This window comes from Labrys sp. ALF-8 (assembly GCF_059699065.1).
In genome coordinates, this window is the sequence record NZ_AP048541.1 from 367438 (window position 1) to 393481 (window position 26044).

Here is a 26044-nt window from a genome sequence, read left to right on the forward strand (position 1 = left end):
AGAAGATGCCGTTCGATCGCCGCCGCCTCCTCCTCATCATCCTGCAATATGCGCCGCTGCTGCTCTTCGCGGCCTTGTTCATTACCTTCGGCCTTCTGTCTGACCGCTTCCTCTCGCTTGCCAATTTCCGCAACATCGTCACCCAGGCCACCCATGTCGCCGTGATGGCGATCGGCATGACTTTCGTGCTGCTCGTGCGCGGCGTCGATCTCTCGGTCGGCTCCATCATGTATCTGGTGGCCGTGGTGATGGGGCTCTATTTCAGCGATCTTCCGCTGGCCGTCTCGATACCTGCCATCCTGCTCGTCGGACTGGTCTTCGGCGCCGTCAACGCCTGGTTCACGACCTATCTGCGCATCGCCTCCTTCGTGGTGACGCTCGCCACGCTTTTCATCGGTCGCGGCCTCGCGCTCTATCTGTCAGAGACGCGGATGATCTTCCAAAGCGATACCGTCCAGACCCTCGGCCGTTCCTCTGCGCTCGGAGTGCCCTGGGCAATATGGATTCTCCTCATCGTCGCGATCATCGCCTGGGTCGTGCTCACGCAGACGCCCTATGGCCGCCAGATCTATGCGGTGGGCGCCGATCCAGACGCTGCGGCGAAGGCCGGCATCCGGGTGCGTTCGATCGTGTTCTCGGTCTTCTGCATCAGCGGCGTATGCGCGGCGATCGGCGCGCTGATCTCGGTGTCGCAGGTTGGTGCTGCCTCGGCGACCTTCGGCTACCAGAAGGAATTCCCGGTCATCGCCGCCGCGGTTCTCGGCGGCACCAGCCTGTTCGGTGGCCGTGGTGGCGTTTTCGGGAGCATCTTCGGCGCCGTGTTGGTGCAGACCACGGAAAACGGGCTGGTGATGCTCAATGCCGATCCCTACCTCTACCCGCTCGTCAATGCCCTGATCATCTTCGTGGCAGCCTGGGTCGACGGGCGGCGCACGGCCATCACCGAACGGCTCGAACAACGGAAGATCCGCATCGAGCCCGATTGACCACCTTCCCTCTCTCCTTTTCAGCACCAAGACAGGAATACATCGATGACTGAACGTCCCTTCACCGCCGCCGATCTCGAAATCCTGAAACAGTGGGATACGCCCACCATCTGCAACGGGCTCGAGCTGGTGGTTCCCGAGCGTCGAGCCGTCGGCTTCACCGTGGAGCCCATGGTGGCGGTGGACCGCAAGTTTCCCCCCATCGTCGGCCTTGCGCGGACCGGCCTGATTCGCGCCAAGGAGCCTCCCCGCGCCGGAATCCCGGCGCGTGAGGATTGGTACGACTATGTCGCCGCCTCCGACCTGCCGACGATTGCCGTGATCCAGGACATCGATGACAGACCGGGTTACGGCGCCTTCTGGGGCGAGGTGCAGACCACCGTGCACGCCGGCCTCGGTGTCTCCGGCTGCGTCACCAACGGCTCGTTCCGCGACCTCGACATGCTTGCGCCGGGCTTCCAGATCATCGGCGGACGCATCGGCCCCAGTCACGCCCACGTGCACATGGTCCAGATGAACTGCGACGTGAACATCTTCGGCATGGTGGCCTGCCACGACGATGTGATCCATGCCGACTTCCATGGCGCCGTCGTCATTCCGGCCGACGCCGTGACCAGGCTGCCGGAGGCCATCGAACTGGTGTCCCGCCGCGAGAGGGTCATCCTCGACATGGCACGAGCTCCGAGCTTCACCAGCGCGAAGATGCGCGAAGCGCTGAAACGTTCGGGCGAGATCCACTGAAGCAAAACGCGTTCAAGCCGAAGAGATCTTCCAGCGCAACACATTGCTTTCAATGGCATTTTGCGATTCTGGGCGGCTCGGTTCGAGCGTAGAGCACTCCAAAGCAAAGTACGTTTCAGCCTCGTCGGAGACCAATCGTGACAGAACCCGTATTTCGTGTCGGCGTTATCGGCTGCGGCTTCTTTGCGCAAAACCACTTGGCGGCGTGGGCCGGCATGAAGGATGTCGTCCTTGCTGCCGTCTGCGACCTCGACAGCAGCAAGGCCGAGGCGGCCGCGACGAAGTACGGGGCGAGCGCGTACACCGATGCGTCCGCCATGCTGGCTGCCGAGAAGCTCGACTTCGTGGATATCGCGACCACCATGACGTCCCATGCCTTCCTGGTGGACCTTGCAGTCCGCCATGGCACCCCCGTGATCGTGCAAAAGCCCCTGGCGCCGAGCTGGGCGGAGTGCGTGGCGATCGTCGAGCGCTGCAAGGCGGCGGGCCTGCCGCTGATGGTGCATGAGAACACTCGCTTCCTCACGCCGGTTCGACGGGCGCGCGACGTCATCGACGCTGGGAAGCTCGGCTCGTTGAACTGGGCGCGGATCTCCTTTCGTACCGGGCATGACATCTACGCCAACCAACCCTATCTCGCGTTCGAGGAGCACTTCGCCATCCTCGATCTCGGCGTTCATATGCTGGACGTGGCGCGCTTCCTGCTCGGCGATGCCGATCGGGTCTACTGCCAGAGCCGTAGCGTCAAGGTGGGAATCCGTGGCGAGGACCAGGCGACCATGATGCTCCATCACGAAGGTGGCGCCACCAGCGTGGTCGAATGCAGCTATGCCAGCCCCCTGTACCCCGACCCCTTTCCTGAACTGACCCTGCAGATCGAAGGCACGAAAGGCAGCCTGAGACTGGAGCCCAGCTATCGGATGAGCGTCTTCTCCGAAGACGAGGCGCAGTCCTTCGACGTATCCCCGGCCCTGCTGTCCTGGTCTACGCCGCCCTGGCACGGCACGCAGGAGAGCGTGCTCAGGACACAGGAGCATTGGGTGCGCTCGTTCAGGGCGGGCATCGAGCCCGAGACCTCCGGCCAGGACAGCCTCAAGACATATGGCCTGGTGTTTGGCGCCTACCAATCGGCCCGCGAAATGCGCGCCCTGGCTCCACTGGTCTAGATCGCGCGCTTCAGGAGGTGCTCGCATGTCCAGTACGCAAATGAGAATTGGCGTCACCGCTGACCTGTTCGGGGCAAAGGGCGAGCCGATGTTCGGCCGCTCCGCCTTCGATCTGCTCGAGCAGGCAGGCTATTCCTGGACCATCCTTCCTCCGGACAAGGGGATGCTGAGCGAGGAGGCCATCTCTTCGTTCGATGCCTTGTTCATCGGTGGATCGCGCGTGACCAAGGCGAATCTAGAGGCCGATACGGGGCGCCTGCGCCTGATCGCCCGCAACGGCGTAGGGTTCGACGCCGTCGATACCAACGCGCTGTCCAGCCGAGGCATCCTGCTGACCAACTCGCCCGAGGCCGTCCGCAACGGCGTAGCGACGTCCGCCCTCGGTTTCATCCTCGCCCTCAGCCTGCGCCTGCCGCTCAAGGCTCGCCTCCTCAGGGAAGGGCGCTGGATCGAACGAGGCGATTATCCGGGAGTCGGCCTGCCCGGCCGCGTCCTCGGCATTATCGGGCTTGGCGGCATCGGCCGCGAGCTGGCGCGCCTGATCGAGCCCTTCGGCATGCGCATCGTCGCCAGCGACCCCTACCTCAAGCCCGAGGGCCTCGCTGGGACGGGCATCGAGCTGCTGCCTCTGGAGACCCTGTTGAAGGAGTCGGATTTCGTGGTGCTCGCCTGCTATCTCGACGCGAGCACGCATCATCTCATCAACGCCGACCGCATCGCGCTGATGAAGCCCACCGCCTTCCTGGTCAATGTTGCGCGGGGGCCGATCATCGATGAAAACGCCCTGATCCCGGCGCTGGAGGCGCAGGCCATCGCCGGGGCGGGTCTGGACGTCTTCGAGAGCGAGCCGCCCGATCCCGCCAATCCGCTGCTCTCGATGGACAGCGTGATCGCCACTCCCCACTCGCTGTGCTGGACGGACAGCTTCGTCGACGGCGTCGCCCGCAGCGGCATCAACGGGATCATCGCTGCCCTGCGGGGCGAACTCCCGAAGTTTATCGTCAATCCGGCTGCACTTGAGCATCCCCGCGTCGCCGACTGGCGGCACGGGGAGGGCTGACTGCAAGCGATCAGCTCGCAAGCCAGGGGCACGCGACAGATCACCAGGAGGTGAAGCCGGCATCCACGGCCACGATCGAGCCCGTCATCAGGCTCGCGGCATCGCTGGCGAGAAAATGGACGACCGAGGCGACCTCCTCGGGCTTGCCCATGCGCTTCATGGGCGTGCCGTCCAGCCATTGCTGGGCAAGGCCGGAGGCGTAGGCATGTGCCGTCAGGGGCGTCTCGATATAGGTGGGCGCCACGGAATTGACCCGGATGCCCTTGTCCGCCCATTCGCAGGCCAGGGATTTAGTCAAATGATGGACCGCGGCCTTCGAGGCATTGTAGTGCGCCTGTCCCTGCGGCCTGTTGACGATGGTCCCGGACATCGAGCCGACCGTCACGATGGCGCCCCTACCCTGCGCCAGCATCTTGCGCCCTACCGCTCGGGCACACCAGAACACGCCGTTGAGATTGACGTCATTCACGGCCAGCCAATCCTCGTTGCTGACGTCTTCGGCCGGTGTGGGCGGGCGGCCGATTCCAGCGTTGGCGACGAGAATGTCGATGCGGCCGTGACGGGAGGCAATGTCCTGCACAACATTGTCGACCATCGTCGGATCGGTGACGTCCATCACCGCAACTTCGACATCATAGCCCTTCCGCGCAAGGCTGCTCCTGCCCTCCTCCAGGGCTTCGGGCACGCGATCAGCCAGGACGACATGTGCACCCGCCTCTGCCAGGGCATCCGCAATGCACAAGCCTATTCCGCGCGCACCGCCCGTCACCACGGCGATCCGGCCATCCAGCCGATATTGATCGAGATACATGCCGAAACTCCCAGTTTTGCAATCTGATTTGTCTTCGAACGGGTCGATGACGGAGGGGGATCAAGTCACGCTGAAGCCGGAGTCGACCAGAAGGGAGACACCCGTGATCATGCTGGAGTCGCTCGACAGCATGAAGAGAATGGCTCGCGCCACCTCATCCGGTTCGAGGAAGCGGCCGAGCGGCAGGCGGGCGATGCGCGGGGCGGCGCGAACGGGGTCGCTCCACGTCATCAGTCCCATGTCGGTCAGTGTCACGCCGGGATTGATGCAGTTGGCGCGAATGCCATGCTTGCCAAGCTCGGTTGCCATCACGCGCGTAAGCGCATCCAGCGCCCCCTTGGAGGCGCAGTAGGCGGCATGGTCCTTGAGACCGAGGAAGGCGGCGTCGCTGGAGACGTTGACGATCGACCCGGGGAGTCCACGGGCGACCCGATCTCGCGCGTATTCCTGCGCCACCACCATCGGTGCAAGCGTATTGACAGTCAGGACACGCTGCGTGATCTCCATAGTCGCTTCGATGAAGGGTTCGAGAGTGCCGATTGCAGCGCAGTTGACGAGGAGGTCGACCGGCATCGCCGCCCGCACCGCCTCCCTCGTCTTCTCGAGATCTTCGAGGTCAACTACGATCGAATGCCCGCCGATCTCAGTCTTGAGCGAGGCCAGATCGTCGGCGGAGCGGCTAAGTGCCGTTACTGACACGCCATGCTTAGCGAGCATGCGCGCGGTTGCGCGGCCAATCCCCTTGCCAGCCCCGGTAACCAGTGCAGTCTTGCCGGCGAAAAAATCCCTGCCCGAATAGGACATGCCTTTTCCCTTCCATCCTGTGTTCGTTTCAAGCGGCGATCGCTGTACCCTGGGCATCGAAAAGATGGACGCGAGCGGCATCTGGCGTGAGGAATATCCTGTCGCCCGTCTTGAAGCGCCTTTCTCCTACCGCGCGGACGGTAACGGTGCCGAGGGACGGCACGTCGACATAGAGCAGGGCATCACTGCCGAGTTGTTCCTCCAGCGAGATCGTGCCTTCCCAGAGCCCGTCACTGGGCGAATAGAGGACATGTTCCGGGCGGATGCCGAATGTCATCTTCTGGTGCAGTCGACGGGCATTTTCATCGGGCAGCGCGACTTTCGAGCCATTCGGGAGCTCTAGTTGCTTATCCGCGCTCGGCGTCGTCGCCAGGAAGTTCATCTTGGGTGATCCGATGAAGCCCGCTACGAAGAGATTGGCAGGCCGGTCGTAAAGTTCGAGCGGGGAACTGTACTGCTCTACATTCCCGGCCCGCAGCACGACGATGCGGTCGGCCATCGTCATGGCTTCGACCTGATCATGGGTGACGTAGATCATCGTCGTGCCCAGCGTCCGGTGGAGCCGGATCAACTCGATACGCATCTGGACACGCAAGGCCGCATCGAGGTTGGAGAGGGGCTCGTCGAACAGGAAGGCGGTAGGCGAACGCACGATGGCCCGTCCGATCGCCACACGCTGGCGCTGGCCGCCCGAAAGCTGCCTGGGCTTGCGGTCGAGATAATCGTCGAGGGCCAGGATGCGCGAGGCCTCCGCGACCTTACTGGCGATCTCCTGCCTGGGCGTGCCCGCGATCTTGAGGCCGAAGGCAATATTGTCGCGCACGCTCATATGCGGGTAGAGCGCGTAGGACTGGAAGACCATGGCGATACGACGATCTGCCGGCGCAAGCTTGGAGACGTCCTTGCCGTCGATTAGCACCCGTCCGTCCGAAAGCTGCTCCAGACCAGTGATAAGCCGGAGCAGCGACGACTTTCCGCATCCGGACGGGCCGACGAATACCACGAACTCGCCATCCTTTACCTCCAGGCTGACATCGGAGATGACCCGGTGGGATCCGTACTTCTTGCTGACGCGGTCGAACTGAATGCTTCCCATGGTCGCCTCCTGATGCCCTGCGCCTAGACGAGACCGCTGCGGCCGCGCTTTTCGGTTTCATGGGCGGCCTTGAGATGGGCCTGCGTAAAAATCTTGGCGTGGGCGGCCAGATCGTCGCCGTCATCCCAAAGGTCGCGCCAGATGCCGAGAATACCTTCGAGCGGCTGGCCGACGACACGGGAGGAGAAGGATTCGAAGGTGATCGGACCCTGGTAGTTGGCCTTGGCGAGAGCTCGGAAGATCATCTTGAAGTCGATCGATCCGGTGCCGAGATAGCCGCGATTGGAATCGCCGGTGTGGAAATAACCCAGCAGGGGTCCCGTCTCGATGATGGCTGTGGCGACGTCGGCTTCCTCGATGTTCATGTGGTAGCAGTCGAGATGCACCTTCACGTTCGGGGCGCCAATGCGCTTGCACATCTCGACGGCCTGAGCGGCCGTGTTGAGCACGTTGCTCTCATAGCGGTTGACGACCTCCAGCCCCAGCGTGATGTTGCTCTTGGCCGCATGCTCGGCAACGCGCTGGAGGACCTCGACGGCGCGGGCCACGCCGTCCTTGGTCGGCGGTACCGCGTATTTCTGGAATGCGGAGTAGATAATCCCGCAGATATGCGTCCCCTTCAGGTCGCGGGCGACGGAGACGATGTCGAGAAGGCGCTTTTCTCCCAGCTTGGCCATGTCGGCGTCACCGTTCGAAATATCGGTCGCGGCGTCCAGACCGAGGGAGAAGGTGATGCCGACATTAGCCTTCTCGAGCTCTCGCCGGGTGAAATCGACATCGAATACGCTCGGATCCAGCGCGGGTGCTTCGACGAGATCGTAGCCGAGTTCGGCCGTCTTCCCGATAGCCCGGGCGCATTGCTCGTGGCTCCAGCCCGGTGTCCAGACAAAGGCGTGAAGTCCCAGTTTGTTGTTCACGATCGTGATCTTTCTATAAGCAGGGATTGATTGGCTTCAGTGGAAGATGATGCCGCCACAGACATTGAGAGACTGCCCGGTGATGAATGACGCATCGTCGGACGCGAAGAACGCGACCGAGCCGACGACATCCTCTGGGTAGCCGAGGCGGCCAAGCGTGGTCTTCTCGATGACCTTCCGAAGGGATTCCTCGTCCCGGTAGTTGTTGCGGCCCATGTCAGTGTCGATGATCCCCGGGCAGACGGCATTGACGGTTATGCCGTCGAGGCCGACCTCCATGGCAAGGATGTGGGTGAAGCTGATTACCGCGGCCTTGGACGAACAATAGTGGGCCTGACCCACGCCGCCGCGCTTGCCGCCGATGGAGGCTATGTTGATGATACGGCCGGACTTGCGCTCCCGAAAATGTCCGAGCAGCGCCTTCGTCACCATAAAGGTTCCCTTGGTGTTGACGTCATACATGCGGTCCCACTCATCGGGCTCGATATCTTCGACCTTGTGGACGGACAGGACACCGGCATTGTTGACCAGGACATCGATGGTGCCGCAGGCGGCGAATGCACGTTCGGCAAGCGAGGCGACATCATCGGGATTGCTGACATCGGCATAGACGACATCGCACCGTCCGCCCGCGACCTGCACTTCCTCGCGGAGCGTCTCCATCAGCGCGTGCTGGCGTGCAATGTCGTTCGCAACGACGTGATATCCCTCGGCCGCCAGCCTCTTGACGATCGCGCGCCCTATTCCGCGGCTTGCGCCCGTCACGACGGCTGCACGGTTCTTGCCACGCTGGGCTAACTCGGACATATCGCATTTCTCCATGATCGAATTTCTGGGGTCAGTCCTTGACAGCGCCCATCGTCATTCCCGACACGATGTGACGCTGCATGAAGAGGGTGAAGATCACAGGGGGAACGCATTGTATGATCGACGCGGCGGCGATCAGGTCCCAATAGACCTTGCCCGTACCGATAAAGGACGAGATCACAACCGGAAGGGTGCGGGCCGAGCGGGTCGTCAGGAAGAGCGAAAGCAGGAACTCGTTCCAGCAGAAGATGAAGACGAAGGTCGCGACGGTCATGACGCCACTCAGGCTCATCGGCAGGGCGACACGCGTGAGCACCTGGGTCCAGCTGCACCCTTCCAATCTTGCCGCCTCGATTACCTCACGCGGTACTCTGCGCAGAAACGACATTGAAACCCAGACTGCGAATGGCAGGTTGAAGCCGGCATAGGCAATGATCAGCGCCCATACGCTGTCGAGCAGGCCCAGTCCGCGGAAGATCACGAACAGCGGCACGGCGGCGGCGATCGGCGGCATCATGCGCGTCGAAAGGATCCAGTCCGCGATCGCATTGGAGGAGCGCATCTGGAAATTCACCAGGCCGAAGGCCGTGGGAATGGCGAAAAGCAAGGCGAGAGCGGTGGCACCAAGCGTCACCACGATCGAGTTCACGATGAAGGGCCAGTAGTCGGCGAAGATATGGGCGTAGTTGTCGAGGTAGGTAAAGTCGGGGATCCACACCGGCGGAATGGCGATGATGTCGCTGGTGCTCTTGAATGAACTGAGGCCGATCCACAGCAGCGGTCCGACGGCGAAGGCCGTAAAGGCGAGCGCTGCGATCACGAGACCGAAATCCTTGCCGCGAATGCTATGCATTTTCCACGCTCCTCAGCAGGCGGACCGCAAATGTCGTGATGATAATGCTGATAATGAGGATGAGAACCGCCGCTGCGGAGCCGATGCCAATCTGGAAATACTGGAAGTCCTGCTGATAGGCGTAGAGCGTCACAACCATGGTGGCATCGCCCGGCCCGCCGCGTGTGGTGACATAGATGACGTCGAAAAAGCGCAACATGTCGATGATGCGCAGGATAACACCGAGCAGCACGACGTTGAGGATCGAGGGAACTTCGAGCGACCAGAGGATGTGATGCCAGCGGGCGCCGTCGACGCGGGCGGCTTCATAGAGGTCCGTGCGGATGGAGGTCAACGCCGCCAGGCACAGCAGCATCATGAAGGGTGACCACTGCCACACATTGATCAGGACCATGGAAACCATGGCCGTGACGGGCTCGCCGAACCAGGAGACCGGCGTCAGCCCTACCAGTTGGATGACGTAGTTCACCACGCCCAGCGTAGGGTTGAACAGATAGGCGAAGATCATGCCGACGATCAGCGGCGTCACCATCATCGGCATCAGGTAGAGTGAGCGCAGAGCCCCGACCCAGCGCAGATGCGAGAGCTCGTAGAAGACCTTCGCAGCGGTAAAGCCGATGATGATCTCCAGCGAGATCGAGGCCACGCCCAGGATTGCCGTGTTGAGCAGGGCTCGCAGGAATAGCCCGTCGTGAAGCAGGAAGAGATAATTGTCGAAGCCCGTGAAAACGGCGCGCTGCAGGGTGGTCAGCTTCACTTGGTGCAGGCTGAGATAGACCGAATAGATGAAGGGATAGATGGTCAGGAACAGCAGGAAAAGACAGGTCGGAAGGATGAACACCGTCTGTTGCAGGCGATCGTTGCGCAGGAACGAAAGTCGACGTCGGGGCGCGTCTTCGGTGGAAACAATGGCCGCGGTCTGCATGGATGTCCGCCTCTGGGTTCGTGACCAGCAGGTTCCAGCGGCGACAAGCCGCTGGGTCTGGGCGCCCCTCTCCTCCGGCACGGCGGGAGGGGCGCCTTTTCGCAGTGAAAGCGAGCGTCTGGTTCGCCAGGCTTACTTGAGCGCGCCCGAGGACTTCAGGAGTTGCGTTGCCTTGGCATTGGCATCGTCCATGGCATCCTTCACAGACATCTCGCCGATGATCGCCTTGTTGACGTTCACGCCGATGGTGTCGATCAATTGGAAGGTTGCGGGAATACGCGGGCGTACCTCGGTCCAGGCCGTCTTCTGGGCTTCGGCGATTGTCTTGGTCCAGGGATACTTGGCCTGGACCTCGGCATCGTTGATTGTGCTCAGGCGGCTCGGTGTGCCGCCGGCCAGGGCGTAGCGCTTATGCTCGCCAGGGCTCGCATACCATTTCATGAAGTCCCATGCCGCGTCCTTCTGCGTGCCGTGGGCATTGAGGCACATCACCCAGCCACCGACCGGGGGAACAGGCTTGCCTGCCTTGGAGGGCATCAGGACACTGCCGAATTTGCCGGCGATCTGACTGGTCTTGGGGTCGTTGGCGATCTGCGCACGCACCGACCAGTCGTTCATCATCGCGAGCTTGCCGCTGGCAAAGGCGCTGGCGCGCTCATCCCAGGCATAGCTTTCCACGCCGGGAGGCCCGAACTTCACCATGTCCTTGAAGAATTGCACGAGATCGAGGGACTCGGGTGAGTTGAGGGTCGGCGTCATGTCGGCATAGGGATCGGCCGCGCCGATGACATTGCTCTTCCACGGCGAGCCGCCGGCGTTGAAAATCCACTCGAAATATTGCTGGCCTGCAGCGGCGCCGCGCTGGTTGTTCATCGCGTAGCCGTAGATGCCGGGGAAGTCCGGGTTGTTGGTGAAAAACTTGGCAGCCTTCTGCAGTTCGTCAAAGGTCTTTGGTGGCTGCATCTTGGCCTTGTCGAACAGGTCCGTACGATAGTACATCAGCTCGTAGTAGATCGCGACCGGCAGACAGTATTTCTTGTTTTCCCACGTTGCCTGACCCGCGCCCGAGGGTGTGTAGTCGTCCCAAGCGATCACGCTGGGATCTTCCTTGGCGATGCGATCGTCGAGCGCGTCGATGCAGCCGGCCTCGACGAATTCGCCAATCCAGATGCCGTCGATAAGAAGCACGTCATAGCTGCTGTCGTTCTGCGAACAGTTGAGAAGTTCCTTATCGTGCAGGGCGTCATAGCCATTGCCGTCGACTTCAACCTTGGCGCCGGTCAACTTGGTGAAGTCGTCTTTGGTATTCTTGATGGCTTCGATGAAGGGATCGCTGATGCTGATCAGCTTCAGCGTCTTGCCCGTCTGGTCGGCGAGTTTGCCCTTCCAGTCGACGTCCTGGGCATGAGCGGTCATGCCAATGAGACAGGCGAGTGCAGACGCCGTCCCGATCATGATTTGCTTGAATGCGGCTGGTTTCATTGTTCATCCTCCAATCCGGCCGTTCTTATGGGCGCGCCAAGGCCGGTTTCGGCGAGCCGTCTCGACAGGCTGGAAAGGCCGGCGAGCTAGGTTTTTTGGTGTTTGGCCGCGGATTTTTGTCGCGTGCCGATTTTGGCCGGCTCCGCACCGGCAGGGACGCGTCGGATCGGCAGACCGATCCGACGCGTCGAGCTTCTCAGGATCAGTTCGCAGGGCAGTCGGACGTGGCGGGGGGGTACAGCCGGATCATCGATCTTGCTGCGGATGGTTGCCCATGCCTCCTCCGCGATCTGCTCGACTGCCTGCCGGACAGCGGTGATCGGTGGGGCCGCCGCACGCATCCAGGCGTAGTCGTCGAAGCCCACCAGCGAGATGTCCTCGGGAATTCGGATATTGCGCTGAGCCATGTCGGCGAGAACGCCGAGGGTGCCGAAATTGGTGAGAGCGATGACAGCGGTGGGCCGCTCATTTACCGCGAACCAATCTTGCAGGCCGTCGGCGACGGTTTCAAAGGTCTGGCCCACTTCAAGGATCGGTGGTGAAGACAGGCCAGCCTCCTGGAAGACCTGGGCGATGCCCTCGCAGCGCTCGCGGATATTGGCGATGCGCGTCGTGGTGGCAACGACCAGCGCATTGCTATGTCCGTATTCCAGGAGATGCTCGGCGGCCTGCCGCCCGGCGGCGCGGTTGTCGCTCCCGATCGTGTCGCCCACGAAGTCCTCGGTGATGCGGTCGACGACGACATAGGGCACGCCGATATCGTCGAGCAGCGTGCGTGTCGTGAAACGATCGTCATTTGGAATGATGACGACGCCCGAAGGTCGCCAGGAAAGCAGAGCGGCAAGGCGCGATCGCTCGACGGCCTCGTTTTCGTTGGAACTCGCCACGATGATGTCGTAGCCCTCGTCCTGGACACGGCGTTCCAGGCCCGCGATGATGGCGCTGAAATAGGGGTTGTCCAGGCTGGGAACCAGCACGGTGACGACCCGCGCCCTCCCCGTCCGCAGTTGCGATGCGACGCGGTCCACTTCATAGCCCAACTCGTGCGCTATGGCCTGCACACGCGCGGCGACCTCAGGCGCAGCGGCACCCTGTCGACCGTTGAGCACGTTCGACACAGTGGCTGGCGATACGCCCGCCTTGGCCGCCACGTTCCGGATTGACACGCGTTTAGGATTGCGCATTTGTTTCGGAATCTCCCCTCCCTGCATGCCATTACTTAAACGATTTAATAAAACGATTCACTAAAGGAACGCTCTTGTCAACATCGAATTAAATCGTTTTAGTATGCGAGCGCTCCTCAACGTCGCGCGCCGAACCCGGATTTCAAATCGGGTCGGACAAAAGGGATGGAAATGTCATGAGTGATGCAGATGCCGCTCGCCGTCTTTCGGCGTGGCTTGAGCGCTTCGCAGAGGCTGCAGCGACCGGCAACGAGCCGGGAATGCTCTCCTTGTTCGACGCGGATTGCTATTGGCGCGATCTGCTCGCCTTTACCTGGAATCTCCATACCGCCGAGGGCAAGCGAGAAATCGGAGGGATGATTCAGGCGACCCTGCAGCGCACCCGGCCCAGCAACTTCGTATTGCATGACAACGTGCTTGAAAACGAGGGCGTCAATGAAGGCTTCTTCAGCTTCGAGACCGATCGAAGCCGAGGCATTGGGCATGTTCGCCTCAGGGGTGACCTTTGTTGGACACTGCTCACTTCGATGGAGGAGCTGAAGGGCTTCGAGGAGAAGAAGGGGCGCCGGCGGGACCTGGGAGCCCAGCATGGCGTCCATCGCGACCGCCAGACCTGGCTGGAGCGCAAGCAGCACGACGAGGAGGCGCTGGGCAGCGCTCGCCAGCCCTATTGCTTGATTGTCGGTGCCGGGCAAGGCGGACTCGCCTTGGGTGCGCGCCTGAAGCGTCTTGGCGTTCCCACTCTGTTGGTCGAAGCACATGAAAGGCCCGGCGATTCATGGCGCAAGCGGTATAAGTCACTCTGCCTGCACGATCCCGTCTGGTACGACCACATGCCCTACCTGCCGTTCCCGGACGATTGGCCTGTCTACACTCCAAAGGACAAGATGGCCGACTGGCTCGAGGCCTACGCCAAGATCATGGAATTGAATGTCTGGACGTCGACGGTCTGCCGGCAGGCCTCATTCGAGCCCGAAAGCGGCGAATGGCATGTGGAGGTGGAGCGCGAGGGCAAGCCCGTCACGCTGAGGCCCCGGCACCTGATCCTGGCCACGGGCATGTCCGGCATTCCCAACGAGCCCCGCTTCGAGGGAATGGAGGGGTTCGCGGGCGAACAATGCCATTCGAGTCGATACAAGAGCAGCGAGGCCTATAGCGGCAAGCGCTGCGTGGTCGTCGGCTCGAACAATTCCGCCCATGACATCTGCGCCGACCTCTGGGAGAAGGGTGCGAACGTCACCATGCTCCAGCGCACCTCGACCCATATCGCGTCGTCGGAGGCCTTGTTCAAGTTCGGCACCAGCCGCCTCAATTCCGAGGATGCGCTCGATCGCGGCATCAGTACCGAGAAGGCCGATCTTCTAAACGCCTCGGTGCCCTACAAATTGATGCCCGAGATCCTCAAACCCGTGACGGCCGCAATCCGCGCGGCCGATGGCGATCTGCTCACGCGTCTGGAAAAAGCAGGCTTCCTGCTCGATTTCGGCGATGATGAGTCCGGGCTCTTTCTCAAATATATGCGACGCGGTTCGGGTTACTACATCGATGTCGGCGCGTCCGAACTCATCGCCAATGGAGACATCCAGCTCCGGAGCGGGGTCGATATCGCCGAAATCACGTCGGATGGCGTCCTCCTGAGCACCGGCGAGAAACTCCCCGCCGACCTCATCGTCTATGCGACCGGCTATGGCTCGATGAATGGCTGGGCGGCAAGGCTGATCTCCCAGAGCGTCGCCGACAAGGTCGGCAAAGTGTGGGGGCTCGGCTCGGGCACGACCAAGGATCCCGGGCCTTGGGAAGGCGAGCCACGCAATATGTGGAAACCGACCCGCCAGGAAGCGCTCTGGTTCCATGGCGGCAACCTTCATCAATCCCGCCATTACTCGCTATATCTGGCGCTGCAGTTAAAGGCGCGCATGGAAGGCATCGCCACGCCTGTCTTCGGAATCCCGGAAGTGTATCATCTGGGTTGAACGATGGCGTCCCATAGCCAAGCGATCGTCATTCCGGCGCTTCGGCCGAAATGACGATACGCTTTAGACTCGCGCCGCGCTGCGCCGGCGCCATTGGTCGAAGATGACCACCAGCACCACGACGAGGCCTTGGGCGATCCGCTGATAGAAGGGGCTGACCCCAAGCAGGTTCAGGCCATTGCCGAGCACGCCGATCAGGACGGCGCCGACGATCGAGCCGATGATGCCACCCTCGCCGCCGAACAGGTTGGTGCCGCCGATCACGACCGAGGCGATGGCATGAAGTTCCATGCCCTCCCCGAGCAGGGCGTTGGCCGAACTCAGGCGCCCCACCAGGATCAGTCCGGCGATCGCGGCGAGCAGGCCGGAGATGGCGTAGACGTAGAGTTTCGTCCGGCCGATGCTGATGCCGCAGACGCGGGCCGCCTCTCGATTGCCCCCGACCGCGAAAACCGCCCGGCCGAGCGTGGTATATTTGAGGACGTACCAAGCGGCGGCGGCGCAGGCGGCGGCCAGATAGACGCTCACGGGAATGCCCAGCACATGTCCGGAACCCGCCCAGACGAGGCCATCGGGAAATTCCCGCTCGGCGTCTGGCCCCGGCACCGACTGGCCGGTGGTGGTGAGCAACGCGACGCCGCGAAAGACCTGCATGGTGCCGAGCGTTGCGATGAAATCGGGGATCTTGAAAGTCGAGATGATCCAGCCATTGAGAAGTCCGGCCAGCAGACCGGTCCCCAGGCCGATCAGTATGCATAGCGGCACCGGAACAAAGCCGAACTCGATGCCGAACACGGTCAACGGCATGGTGAGTAGCACCGCCGACACCGCGGAGGAAAAGGCCGCGACGGCAGCCACTGAAAGGTCGATGCCGCCGGTGAGGATCACGAAAGTCTGCCCGATGGCCAGGATGGCGAGCGGCGCCGTCTGCCGGCCGACATTGGCGAAATTGTCGAGGCTGAGGAATTTCGGAGTCGCCACCGACAGGTAGGCCATGAGGGCCAGCAGCGCGATGAATGGCCCGGCCTTGAACAGGATCTCCTGGATGCCGGCGCCGGGGCGCCGGCTAGCGGTAGCGAGGGCCTCAACGGTGGTGGTCTGATCCTGGGGCATGGCCGTTTTCCGTCAATTGGCGCTGAGGAGAAGGGATTGCTGCGAGAGCTCCGCACGAGGCAGTTCCTTGCTGACCACTCCGCCGCGCAGCACCAGCACGCGATCGGCCATGCCGATCAGTTCGTTGATCTCGGAAGAAATCATCAGGACGGCGGCACCCTCGCTGGCAAGGCGCGTCATGATGGCGAAGACCTCCGCCTTGGCGCCGACGTCGATGCCGCGGGTGGGCTCGTCGAAGATCAGCACGCGCGAACCGCTGGACATCCAACGCGCCAACACGACCTTCTGCTGGTTGCCGCCGCTGTAGTTGAGCAGCTTGTGCTTGAGGGAGGGCGGACGGACACGCAAATCCCTGATGTAGCGTGCCGTCTCGCCTTGCTCGCGCGAACGTTCGAGCGGCGACAGACTGGCGCGTTGAGACATCCAGGCGAGGCTCACATTGGGCGCGACAGTGAGCATCGGCACCAGGCTCTGGCGGCGGTCGCGCGAGAGCAATCCCATACCGGCGGCAATGGCATCGGCGGCATCGTGATTTTGCAGGCGCTTGTCGTCGACCTGGATATCGCCCCGCGTCGCCCGCGTCAGACCGAACAGCGCGCCGGCGATTTCGGCCTGGCCGGCACCCATCAGGCCATAGAAGCCCAGGATCTCGCCGTAGCGGGCTTCAAAGGATATGCCCTTCAAAGAGCGGCCTGCCGCAAGATCCTCGACCTTTAGCGCCGCCTTGCCCGGCTGCACCTCGATCTTCGGGAACTGCTCGGCCAGCTTGTGGCCGACCATCAGGTCGATGATACGGGCCTCGCTCGCCTCGCCGACCGGCAGGGTCGCGGCGACATTGCCATCCCGCAGCACCGTGATGTTGTCGGCGATCTCCATGATCTCGGAGAGGTAGTGCGAGATGTAGATGATGGCGCGCCCATGTTCTCGCAGGCGCCGGATGATCTGGAAGAGTCGCTTCTTCTCGCCCTCGGAGAGGGCCGAGGTAGGTTCGTCGAACAGGACGATGAGCGGATCGCGCTCGAGGATGCGGGCGATTTCGACGAGTTGCTGCTCGGCGACCTCGAGGCGCCGCACCTCGATGCGCGGATTGAGGGCGACGCCGAGGCGTTCGAGGATCTTGCGCGCTCGCTCATGAGCGGTCGCCCAATCGATCGACCCATAGCCGTTGCGTGGAAGCCGCCCGAGAAAGATATTCTCGGTGACGCTCAGCGCAGGAACCAGGCTGAGCTCCTGATGCACGAGACCAATGCCGTGTTCGGTAGCGAGTTCCGGGGTCAGGTGCGGCAGGGTAGCGGCATCCACGACGATTTCACCGGAGCTCGGTTGGATCTCGCCGGCGATGATCTTCATAAGGGTTGATTTGCCCGCCCCATTCTCACCCATCAAGGCATGAATCTCGCCAGCCTTCACGCTGAAGGAGACCGATTGCAGCGCCACGATGCCGGGGAAGCGTTTGCCGATCATGCGCATTTCGAGCAGGGCCTTCGCGCCTACCGACGCCTGGACTTGCTCTTGAGCAATGCTTTCCATCCGCGCGCACTCTCAGCCGGTTGCGGGAATCGACACCCCGCCGCCTGAAAGCGGCGGGGCATGAAATCGTCACTTCTTGCAGTTCGCCCGGATCGCCTTCCAGTCGATTTCCTCAAGTTTTGGATGCGGATAGAACAGGCGCGCATTGGCCTTGTCTACGGTGCGCGGACGGATGTCGAATGTTTGCGGCACATCGAGCTTGCAGGCGAGCTCCACCGCGACCTTGCCGCCATACCAACCCCAATCGGCAAAGCCGTGCGTGGTCTCGGCGATGATGCGCCCTTCCGCGATACGGTCGACGGATTCGGGTGTGACATCGTTCATGAAGATGGCGACCTTGCCGTCGGCCGTCTTCGGTCCGTCATCGGCCGTTTCGAGCCGGCCGGCATTGCGCGCAGCAAGCATTGCACCAAGGCCCATCTCGTTGGAGGCGGCCCAGATGAAGTCGATATCCGGATTGGCCTGCAGGAAGTCCTCGGCGCAGGTCGTGCCGAGCTCGCGCTTCCAATCCGCTGCGCAGCTGTTGCCAACGATCTGGATGTTGGGGAATTGCGAGATCACTTCCTTGAAGCCCTTGAGACGGGTAACCGAGTAGAAATTGCCGGCGACACCCTCGATGATCACGCCCTTGGCCTTGACCGCCGCCCTCTGCTCCGGCGTCATCTTAGCCGCGGCATCCTTCCAGTACTGCAGATCGAGATAGGTTTCCGGCTTGACTTCGGCCTTGCCCGCAAGGACGCCGTTATCGCTGAAGTAATCGGCGACCGCATAGGCGCTGACCTCGCCGGCCATGGTATTGTCGAAGCCGATATAGCTCGCGACCTTCACGTCCTTGATCGGCTCGAGGAGGTTCACGACGATGACCGGGATGCCCGCCTCGGCCGCGTGCTTGAGCGCCGGACGGATGGCGTTCACATCGGCCGGCGAGGTTGCGATGACGTCGACCTTCTGCTGGATGAGATCCTCGATCGCATTGGCCTGCTGGGCGATGTCGTGGCTCTGGGCCTGGGTCGTCACGACCTTGACGTTGAAGCCATTTTGGCTCGCCTGCTTGGCCGATTCCTCGAAGAAATTGGTGGCAGTCTTGAACACGCCGGAAACGTCCGGCGGCGCCCAGCCGATGGTGATGTCGATCGGCTTGTCTTCGGCAAGAGCCGGGCCGATAGCGGTTGCAAATGCGGCCACGGCCGCCGCAAGGCGTGTCGCCTTGATCGTCATACGAGCCTCCCAGGAATTTTCTTATATGGACCAAACGTCCATTGGTAGTTTTGCTACCTGAAATTTGTATGTCAATAAAATTTGAACAGGTGAAACGAAATAAAATACACGTTTTTGATCCAGAAGGTTTTCGATAGATTCCAGAATGCGTAGTTTTGCAACACGCCGACATATCTGTCGCGTGTCACCACTTCGGTCATGCCGCGACTGCCTCAGTCCCTCGCGGCTGGGGGGGCGGAAACCTCTCTCGCAATCGCCTCGGCAATATGGCCCGGTGTAAGCCCGAACTCGGCGTAGACATCCGGACCTGGCGCGGAGAAGCCAAAGCGGTCGACACCGAAGACCCGGCCTTTGCCGTTGATGTAGCGGTGCCAGCCGTGGGGCGACCCGGCCTCGACGACGTAGCGGGGCACCGAACCGAGAACTGCGTCGCGGTAGTCCTGCGATTGCAGGTCGAACACCTCGAGGCAGGGCAGCGAGACCACGCCGGCACGAATCCCTTGCACGGCCAGCAGAGCCTTCGTTGCCAGTGCGAGTTCCACCTCAGAGCCAGTCGCCAGCAGCGTGACGTCGCGCGCGCCATCCGCCTCGGCAAGCACATAGCCGCCCCGGCGAGACGGCATGTCTTCCCGCACGACTGTCCTGACGGCCGCTGCCTTGAGGCGTCCGGCGATCATCGTGGCGGGACCACTGCGTGCCAGTACGTCGTACCAGCACTCCAGCGCTTCCACGGCGTCAGCGGGCCGGTAGACTCGAAGCCCCGGCATGGCACGGAGCGACGAGAGCTGTTCGATCGGCTGGTGGGTCGGGCCGTCCTCTCCCACGCTGATCGAGTCATGCGTGAACAGGAAGATCGTCTTGATGCCCATCAATGCCGCAAGTCGCATCGCAGGCCTGCAATAGTCGCTGAAGGTGAGATAGGTTCCACCGAAGGGAACAAACCCGCCATGGAGTGCAAGCCCGTTCAAAGCGGCGGCCATGCCATGCTCACGTATGCCGAACGGGATATGCCTCCCCTTGAACGAAGCAAGATCCAGCGGCGCAAGCTCAGTGGGTCTCGACAACACGCTACCTGTCAGATCCGCCGAGCCGCCAATGATCTCGGGAACAACCCGCGCAATCGCGCCGACGGCTTTCTGGCTGGCCTGACGGATCGGCAGCGCCTCAGCCGCCATGGCGAATTCGTCGACGACGCGCTTGACCTCTATCTCCAGCCCTTTTGGCAGTTCGCCGGCAAAGCGACGCTCGAATTCGGATCGCTGTTCCGTGCGAGCCGCGGCAAGCCTGCCCGCCCAGGCCTCGCGCTTGTCGGTGCTGCGGCGTCCCGCCTGGCGCCAGGCCAGGGCGATCTCGGCCGGCACCTCGAAGGCGGGATGGGGCCAGTTCAGTCTCTTCCGCATCGCCGCGAGTTCGTCCGCACCAAGCGGTGAACCGTGCGCGACGGATTTGCCCTGCTTGGTGGGCGCGCCGAAGCCGATGGTGGTACGCGCGGCAATCAGGGTCGGACGGTCGGAAGTGCGGGCGAACGAGAAGGCGCGATCAATCTCGTCGAGATCGTGCCCGTCGACGGTAATCGTCGCCCAGTTCGAGGCCTCGAAGCGCTTGCATTGGTTGTCCGAGGTTGCCAGCGAGGCGGGACCGTCAATTGTGGTGCCATTGTCGTCGAACACAACGGTCAGCTTGGCGAGCTTCAGATGGCCCGCCAGCGATATCGCCTCCTGGCTCACCCCTTCCATCAGACAGCCATCGCCGCAGAAAACGAAGGTCCGGTGATCGACCAGATCCGGGCCGAATTCCCCCGCCAGCATTCGTTCGGCGAGCGCCATGCCGACGCTTGTGGCAATGCCCTGGCCAAGCGGGCCGGTGGTCATTTCGATACCAGGCAGATAGCCGTATTCCGGATGGCCGGCAGCCCGGGAATGGGCCTGGCGGAAGCGCTTCAACTCCTCCAGCGTGGCGCCTTCATAGCCCGTGAGATGCAGGAGGCCGTAGAGCAGCATCGAGCCGTGCCCGTTCGAGAGCACGAAGCGGTCCCTGTCTGGCCAGGCGGGAGCAGCGGCGTCGTACTTGAGATGTCGGGAAAAGAGCACCGTTGCGAGGTCCGCCATGCCCAGCGGCATGCCGGGATGGCCGGATCCGGCCTTTTCCACGGCATCTGCGGCCAGGAAGCGGAGCGCCTTTGCCATGTCGGCGGCTCGAGAATCGATGGAGGCAAGAGGGGCGTTCAAGCAGCGGATCCCCAGGCGTTTAGTGATGTGGATAGAGCTATCGTCAGGCGCTCTCGTTTGCAACTACAATTGTAAATGCAAATTATTGCATTTACAATTGTAGAATCCTCGTGCTGACCGCCATAAGGGCCGGCCGGCGCCAATCTGACGAGCATCCATGCCCCGCCCTACCCGCGACCTTGAACGCATCCTTCATATTGCCCGCCTCCACTATGAAGATGGCCTAGCCCAGGCGGACATCGCCGGGCGCCTTGAGATCTCGATCGCCACCGTCAGCCGCCATCTCAAGCAGGCGCTGGTACTTGGCTTCGTAGAGATGCGCGTTGCCTCGAGCGCCTATCGCGACTTTGCGGTCGAGGCCGAGTTGGTCCGCCGCTTTGGCCTCGCCTCCGCCTGCGTGGTGCAGATGGCCGCCTCCACCGCAGCCACCGAGCGACTGCTTTCGGGCGCGGCGGCGCGAAAGCTGCAGGAATTCCTTGCCCGCGGTGCCGTCATCGGTGTGTCCAACGGTCGTACGCTGGCGGGCGTCGTCGCGGAGATGCGTAATTCGGGAACCCCGGATGTCGACATCGTCACGCTGATCGGGGGTATCGGCCGCGCTGAATCCTCGTCACAGACAAGCGAGATCTGCCGCACGCTCGCGACCAAGCTCGGTGGCCGCGCCTGGCTTCTGCCGGTACCGGCTGTTGTCGAATCCTCTGGAACGGCCGACGCGCTCAAGTCCACGAGCGCCGCCGCCGATGCTTATTCGCTGATCGGTCGACTCTCGGTGGCGGCCTTCGGCATCGGAGCCATGGCGCCAGGTACCTCAACCTTCCAGCACGGGCTGTTCGACCATGCGCATCTGGAAGCCATGGTTGCGCGCGGTGCAGTCGGTTCCATCTGCGCACGATTCTATGATGCCAACGGCGCGATGCTGCGCTCCGATCTTGACGGGCGCACCCTGTCGATCAATCTCGACCAACTCTCCGCCGTTCCGGTCAAGTTCGGGGTCGCTTTCGGACTGGAGAAGGTAGCTGCCATCGCAGCGGCTATCCGAGGCAGGCTGCTCAATCACCTTGCGACCGACCGGGCCACCGCAGATGCCCTGATTTCGTGGCAGGGCTAAGTATTCGGTCCCGGCATTTGATGGATTGGGTCGAGGGTGAATCTTTCCTGCTGTGAAGTCCAGCACTTGCAGATGAACTCGTAGGGCATGAGCCCTCCGAGGGTCTGCAGGCTCCGGCCCGTAATTGTAGGCGGCGACGAAGTCGGCGAAATGCGCCTCGTTGCGAAGCTGGCGTTCCGTTGCTGCGCGATGACTTCTTAACCTTGTGAATGGCTGTCTCAGGACATAAACGGGTGGTCGATGATAGAGTGGACGGACGCGGGAAGCATTTTCAGCTTAATTGAGTGCGGCGCTTTCTTCCGCCCTTAGGCAGAAAAACCGCCGCGGCTGTCGGCACTCCACAATGTCCGATAATCTTGCATTATCGGACATTGTCGCCTTCCAGGGGTGAACGCCTGCAAAAGCACCGCGGCAGCCGAAAATTCGCCGGTCCACCCCACCGGGCCCTCGCTTGCCCTTCTCCTGACGCCGTGGTCGCCGGTGAGAAGCGTGATCGGACGCCGAAGCATCGCGTTTACCTGGTCCCGCGGGCTTGCGACCATGTTGCGGATGAGCGTTCGGCCACTAACGCTGGCGCATGCGTTGGTCCGTCGTTCGGCACCCCTTCGCGGCCTGGTACAGGCGCTAGGACCCACCATCCCTCCCCCGGATCTTCAGGTCTTCAGCCTCCATATCACAGTTCGCCCCTTCCCCACGCGACCCTGGCTGCCGGCGTTCATTCGCATCTGGTGAGACTCCTGTAAGCCGTGGAAGCCGTGATCTACTCCGGAGGAATGTGACATGATTTGCTTGGGTTCTTCTATACGGCCCCAACCGATGTCGAGATCCGAGCACTATAGCTTAATGACGGGTATGGTATTATAGTGGTGGTTGTTTCGTTATGCGGGTAAACAATGGCTGCAAGATAGGTCGCGGATAGAAGCGCTTTCGAGGTTTACTTCGCGGGGAGCTTGGCGGCATGGATCGTGACCAACTCGCCGCATTATTTTACGGTGACGGACGGGCGCCGGTGCCGTGGGCAATCGATTGTCCGGTGCGGTTCGATACATGGCAGGGCTTTGCAAATCTTCCTAAGTTCGGGCCGGCAAAACGTCTCGACGTGATCCTTTCGATCAATGAGGAACATGGGGTTCGCCGCGTTCTGGGTTATTTCGATCGTTGGGGTCTGCTCGCATCGGCCACGCCTATCGCAGCCGGGAGCTTCGTCGCCGCAGAGCTGGCACTCGACGACCTTGTCAGGGTCGTTCTACCGCTGACAAATCTCTACAGCGTCCTGAGCCGTATGCAACGCCTGCCGGCACATCAATGGCAGCAACTCATTCAGGCAGGGTCCGTGGAGACCGTCGGCAGCCTACCCCGATGACGAAGCAAGATCCGACGAGCAGCAGCAACACGCAATCTGGCTCGTGAGATTGCTCGCCGCTGTCCAGGCAGACCCCGGTGCAGCGTTGCCCACATGGACGCCGGAGGCAATTGTCGAGTCAATCGGAATGCTGCAGCAAGCTCAGCTTGAGCCTCAAATGACGCAGTTGCCCCCGCTTCCTGGCAAGACGGTCATAGAGCGGCGGCGACGCTACCCGGTGGTCACCGTGATCACCAATCGCGTTTCCGGACCGGCCGTGTCGCGATCACGCCAGACGATAAAGCCTGATGCCGCCGAAACCGTCTTCGTCGTCGATTGCAGCAATATCGGTTGGGCGGTTGTCGACAGCGGCATTGACGCAGCGCACCCGGCCTTCAGTGAATGGGACACAACCCAAAAGCCCCCCGGCCAATGGCCCGGCCCAGGACGTGTCTTGCGGGCGTTCAATCTGGTCGGAGCCCGATCGACCATGTCGGCGGACACCACGAAAAACGGCCTGATCGATTGGATTCCCGCACTCCCATGGCTCGAAATGCAACTTCCAAACTTAGCGCCCATACCCGGACAGGCCCCACCCGGGCAGCTATATGCCATTCCCTCCAATGCACACGGTACACATGTTGCCGGTATATTGGGCGGCCACTGGCCGGAGCGCGACTTTCGCGGAGTCTGCCCAACCATCCGCCTTTACGATTTCCGGGTCCTGGACGCTGACGGTACGGGCGACGAATTCGCCATTGTCATGGCGCTCCAGGCTATCCGTCACATCAACGAGCAGGCCGGCCGTCTCGTGATTGCGGGCGTAAACCTCAGCCTTTCAGTTCCCCACGATGTCGCGGCGCATTCCTGCGGCTGGACACCGGTGTGCATGGAATGCGACCGATTGGTTCGCAGCGGCGTCATCGTCGTGACGGCCGCCGGCAATACTGGCTTCGCGGGGCATGTTGCCACATTGGGTTCCGATTATCGCACGGTCAGCATCTCGGACCCCGGCAATGCCGACAACGTCCTGACCGTTGGCTCGACGCATCGCAGCGATCCGCATCGCCATGGCGTCAGCTATTTCTCGAGCCACGGCCCAACGGCCGACGGTCGCCTCAAGCCTGACCTTATAGCTCCAGGGGAAGACATCGACGGCCCTGCTCCAAACCGAAAGATCGCCGCCATGCATGGCACGTGCCAAGCCGCCGCGCATGTGAGCGGTGCCGCTGCCATGCTCATCGCGCGTCATCGCGAACTCATTGGAAGACCGCAACGGGTCAAGGAGATTCTGTGCTCGACGCGACCGATCTGGGGTGCGAGCGCCTGTTCCAGGGGTACGGCCTGGTGGACGTGTTGCGGGCGATGCAATCGGTCTAGGAACTGCTGCTACAGCTTGGATGAGGCTAAAATGAGCGAATGACCGAAGTGAAGGAGGATGAAGGACCCCGGTTTCTTTAATTTGCCGGCTTAGTAGTACGCGAGATTCCGGCTGGCATTATGCGCGATCACTGCGTTTTGACTTTTGGGACTGAGCCGTCATGAATCGCGGAATACCCATGATTTCGGGACCTCGAGCTTGGCGAGAGGATCGGCCGAGCCGCATTCTATTGTGGACGTGGTTACGGAGACACCATGTTTGTGCTCGAATTCCTGCCGGCGGCACACGGAGATTGCATTCTGGCGCGCTGGGATCCCGATCACGTGATGGTCGTCGATGGCGGCCCCGATGGGGTCTATGAAGGCGTCCTCAGGCCCCGCCTGATCGCGCTGGCACCGCACCCGAAGGTCGCCCCCGTCATTGATGTACTCTGCATCAGCCATGTCGACGATGATCATATCGCGGGTGCCGTCGGATTGTTGCGGGAACTCGACCAGGCCAAGAAAGGGGAATTTGCACTACCCATCGACCTGCGAAGGATATGGTTCAACAGCCTCGATGACATGGTTGCCGCGCAGGTGCCGGGCCTGCCCCAGGCGATAAACGACCTGATGGTCATGCAGGCGCCGGAAAAGGCCTTGGCCTCCAGCTATGCGCAGGGCGATGACGTCCGCAAATATGCCTCGGCGCTTGGACTTGATGGCAACGCTCCGTTCGGCGGCGTGCTCAAGGCAGGTGCTGTGAACAGCCTTGACGGTCTCGATGTCACTGTCATCTGTCCCGGCTGCAACGCTCTCAAGAGCCTTGCGCTCAAGTGGCAGGAGGCCGTGGCAAGAAAAGATATCAAAGTCGCGGCGGCTGCCTATCATGCCCAGACGCCCCAGAACTTGTCGAGCATTGTGCTCCACCTGTATCGAGAAGGCCGAACGGCGCTTCTGACGGGTGATACTCGCGAGGACCATCTTGTTGCCGGGCTGGAGCTTGCCAAACTGCTTCAGCCTGGAGGTACGATGCATGTGGACATTTTTAAGTTGCCGCATCACGGCAGCAGCAAGAATTGCTCACCCGATATGTTCAAACGAATTCGAGCCAACCACTATATCGTGAGTGCGGATGGGAAGACCAACAATCACCCGACGCCGGAAACACTTGAATGGCTTGTCAAATCGCGGGACAGTTCCGATTTGTTTACCATACACCTCACGAATGCGATGCCTGGCATTCAAGCAAGGCTGGAGAAGCTAGGGTTGGATCGGGCCTTTCGTGTTTCAGTCGGTATCCCGCGCGTTGAGATTAGTCTTTGAGAGTACCTCGCCATG

At 61.8% G+C, this 26044-nt stretch carries 22 protein-coding genes and 1 pseudogene; 9 read left to right on the plus strand and 14 right to left on the minus strand.

The features are described from left to right. Window positions 1-5 precede the first annotated feature (5 nt). The 4 genes from AC6H34_RS32650 (at window position 6) to AC6H34_RS32665 (ending at window position 3953) form a co-directional block, all read left to right on the plus strand. Complete coding sequence (locus AC6H34_RS32650; protein WP_497541828.1) at window positions 6-986, plus strand: ABC transporter permease; 981 nt, start codon at window positions 6-8, stop codon at window positions 984-986. Between the two features lie 45 nt (window positions 987-1031). Beyond that, on the plus strand, window positions 1032-1727 hold the full coding sequence (locus tag AC6H34_RS32655) for an RraA family protein (protein WP_497541829.1): 696 nt from the start codon (window positions 1032-1034) through the stop codon (window positions 1725-1727). Window positions 1728-1864: 137 nt separating this feature from the next. Then, on the plus strand, window positions 1865-2893 hold the full coding sequence (locus AC6H34_RS32660) for a Gfo/Idh/MocA family protein (RefSeq protein ID WP_497541830.1): 1029 nt from the start codon (window positions 1865-1867) through the stop codon (window positions 2891-2893). Window positions 2894-2918: 25 nt separating this feature from the next. Next, window positions 2919-3953, plus strand: coding sequence for an NAD(P)-dependent oxidoreductase (locus tag AC6H34_RS32665; RefSeq protein WP_497541831.1), 1035 nt, complete (start codon window positions 2919-2921; stop codon window positions 3951-3953). Window positions 3954-3993: 40 nt separating this feature from the next. Here AC6H34_RS32665 and AC6H34_RS32670 read toward each other — a convergent pair whose 3' ends face one another. From AC6H34_RS32670 to AC6H34_RS32710, 9 genes are all read right to left on the minus strand, one after another. After that, window positions 3994-4764 carry an SDR family oxidoreductase gene (locus AC6H34_RS32670; protein WP_497541832.1) on the minus strand — a complete coding sequence of 257 codons (771 nt, stop codon included), beginning with the start codon at window positions 4762-4764 and terminating at the stop codon, window positions 3994-3996. A 60-nt stretch (window positions 4765-4824) separates the two neighbouring features. Continuing rightward, window positions 4825-5568 (minus strand): SDR family oxidoreductase, encoded by a 744-nt coding sequence (locus tag AC6H34_RS32675; protein ID WP_497541833.1) that lies wholly within the window; start codon window positions 5566-5568, stop codon window positions 4825-4827. A gap of 28 nt (window positions 5569-5596) precedes the next feature. Continuing rightward, window positions 5597-6664 carry an ABC transporter ATP-binding protein gene (locus AC6H34_RS32680; protein ID WP_497541834.1) on the minus strand — a complete coding sequence of 356 codons (1068 nt, stop codon included), beginning with the start codon at window positions 6662-6664 and terminating at the stop codon, window positions 5597-5599. Window positions 6665-6687: 23 nt separating this feature from the next. Continuing rightward, window positions 6688-7581 carry a sugar phosphate isomerase/epimerase family protein gene (locus tag AC6H34_RS32685; RefSeq protein ID WP_497541835.1) on the minus strand — a complete coding sequence of 298 codons (894 nt, stop codon included), beginning with the start codon at window positions 7579-7581 and terminating at the stop codon, window positions 6688-6690. Window positions 7582-7617: 36 nt separating this feature from the next. Beyond that, on the minus strand, window positions 7618-8388 hold the full coding sequence (locus AC6H34_RS32690; protein WP_497541836.1) for an SDR family NAD(P)-dependent oxidoreductase: 771 nt from the start codon (window positions 8386-8388) through the stop codon (window positions 7618-7620). Window positions 8389-8419: 31 nt separating this feature from the next. Further along, window positions 8420-9241 (minus strand): carbohydrate ABC transporter permease, encoded by an 822-nt coding sequence (locus tag AC6H34_RS32695; RefSeq protein ID WP_497541837.1) that lies wholly within the window; start codon window positions 9239-9241, stop codon window positions 8420-8422. Beyond that, window positions 9234-10166 carry a carbohydrate ABC transporter permease gene (locus AC6H34_RS32700; protein WP_497541838.1) on the minus strand — a complete coding sequence of 311 codons (933 nt, stop codon included), beginning with the start codon at window positions 10164-10166 and terminating at the stop codon, window positions 9234-9236. The genes AC6H34_RS32695 and AC6H34_RS32700 overlap by 8 nt, the downstream gene beginning before the upstream one ends. Before the next feature lie 132 nt (window positions 10167-10298). Beyond that, on the minus strand, window positions 10299-11648 hold the full coding sequence (locus tag AC6H34_RS32705; RefSeq protein ID WP_497541839.1) for an extracellular solute-binding protein: 1350 nt from the start codon (window positions 11646-11648) through the stop codon (window positions 10299-10301). Between the two features lie 86 nt (window positions 11649-11734). Next, window positions 11735-12832, minus strand: a complete 1098-nt coding sequence (locus AC6H34_RS32710) for a LacI family DNA-binding transcriptional regulator (RefSeq protein ID WP_497541840.1) — start codon at window positions 12830-12832, stop codon at window positions 11735-11737. A 176-nt stretch (window positions 12833-13008) separates the two neighbouring features. On the opposite strand from AC6H34_RS32710, the gene AC6H34_RS32715 reads away from it, so the two are divergent. Then, a complete protein-coding gene (locus tag AC6H34_RS32715; RefSeq protein WP_497541841.1) occupies window positions 13009-14805 on the plus strand; it encodes an NAD(P)-binding domain-containing protein in 1797 nt (598 codons plus the stop codon). A 63-nt stretch (window positions 14806-14868) separates the two neighbouring features. Here the strand turns inward: AC6H34_RS32715 and AC6H34_RS32720 are convergent, their stop codons facing one another. The 4 genes from AC6H34_RS32720 to tkt all read right to left on the minus strand — a co-directional run bounded on the left by AC6H34_RS32720 (window position 14869) and on the right by tkt (window position 20852). Continuing rightward, a complete protein-coding gene (locus tag AC6H34_RS32720) occupies window positions 14869-15918 on the minus strand; it encodes an ABC transporter permease (RefSeq protein WP_497541842.1) in 1050 nt (349 codons plus the stop codon). Window positions 15919-15930: 12 nt separating this feature from the next. Further along, window positions 15931-17382 (minus strand): sugar ABC transporter ATP-binding protein, encoded by a 1452-nt coding sequence (locus tag AC6H34_RS32725; protein WP_497541843.1) that lies wholly within the window; start codon window positions 17380-17382, stop codon window positions 15931-15933. 135 nt (window positions 17383-17517) lie between these two features. Beyond that, the gene (locus tag AC6H34_RS32730) at window positions 17518-18666 is read right to left on the minus strand and encodes a sugar ABC transporter substrate-binding protein (RefSeq protein ID WP_497541844.1); all 1149 of its coding nucleotides are present in this window, start codon (window positions 18664-18666) and stop codon (window positions 17518-17520) included. Window positions 18667-18878: 212 nt separating this feature from the next. Continuing rightward, a complete protein-coding gene (tkt, locus tag AC6H34_RS32735) occupies window positions 18879-20852 on the minus strand; it encodes a transketolase (protein WP_497541845.1) in 1974 nt (657 codons plus the stop codon). A gap of 199 nt (window positions 20853-21051) precedes the next feature. Between tkt and AC6H34_RS32740 the strand changes: the two genes are divergently transcribed. After that, window positions 21052-22002 (plus strand): sugar-binding transcriptional regulator, encoded by a 951-nt coding sequence (locus AC6H34_RS32740; RefSeq protein ID WP_497541846.1) that lies wholly within the window; start codon window positions 21052-21054, stop codon window positions 22000-22002. On the opposite strand, the pseudogene AC6H34_RS32745 reads toward AC6H34_RS32740, so the two are convergent. Next, window positions 21999-22155 (minus strand): annotated as a pseudogene (locus AC6H34_RS32745) (IS481 family transposase); the annotation flags it as partial. The gene AC6H34_RS32740 and the pseudogene AC6H34_RS32745 sit on opposite strands and share 4 nt — an antisense overlap. Before the next feature lie 805 nt (window positions 22156-22960). Between AC6H34_RS32745 and AC6H34_RS32750 the strand changes: the two are divergent. The 3 genes from AC6H34_RS32750 to AC6H34_RS32760 all read left to right on the plus strand — a co-directional run bounded on the left by AC6H34_RS32750 (window position 22961) and on the right by AC6H34_RS32760 (window position 26029). Next, window positions 22961-23365 (plus strand): hypothetical protein, encoded by a 405-nt coding sequence (locus AC6H34_RS32750; protein ID WP_497541847.1) that lies wholly within the window; start codon window positions 22961-22963, stop codon window positions 23363-23365. 127 nt (window positions 23366-23492) lie between these two features. Further along, complete coding sequence (locus AC6H34_RS32755; protein WP_497541848.1) at window positions 23493-24767, plus strand: S8 family serine peptidase; 1275 nt, start codon at window positions 23493-23495, stop codon at window positions 24765-24767. A gap of 212 nt (window positions 24768-24979) precedes the next feature. Continuing rightward, window positions 24980-26029, plus strand: a complete 1050-nt coding sequence (locus AC6H34_RS32760; RefSeq protein WP_497541849.1) for a ComEC/Rec2 family competence protein — start codon at window positions 24980-24982, stop codon at window positions 26027-26029. The last annotated feature ends 15 nt before the right edge of the window (window positions 26030-26044 follow it).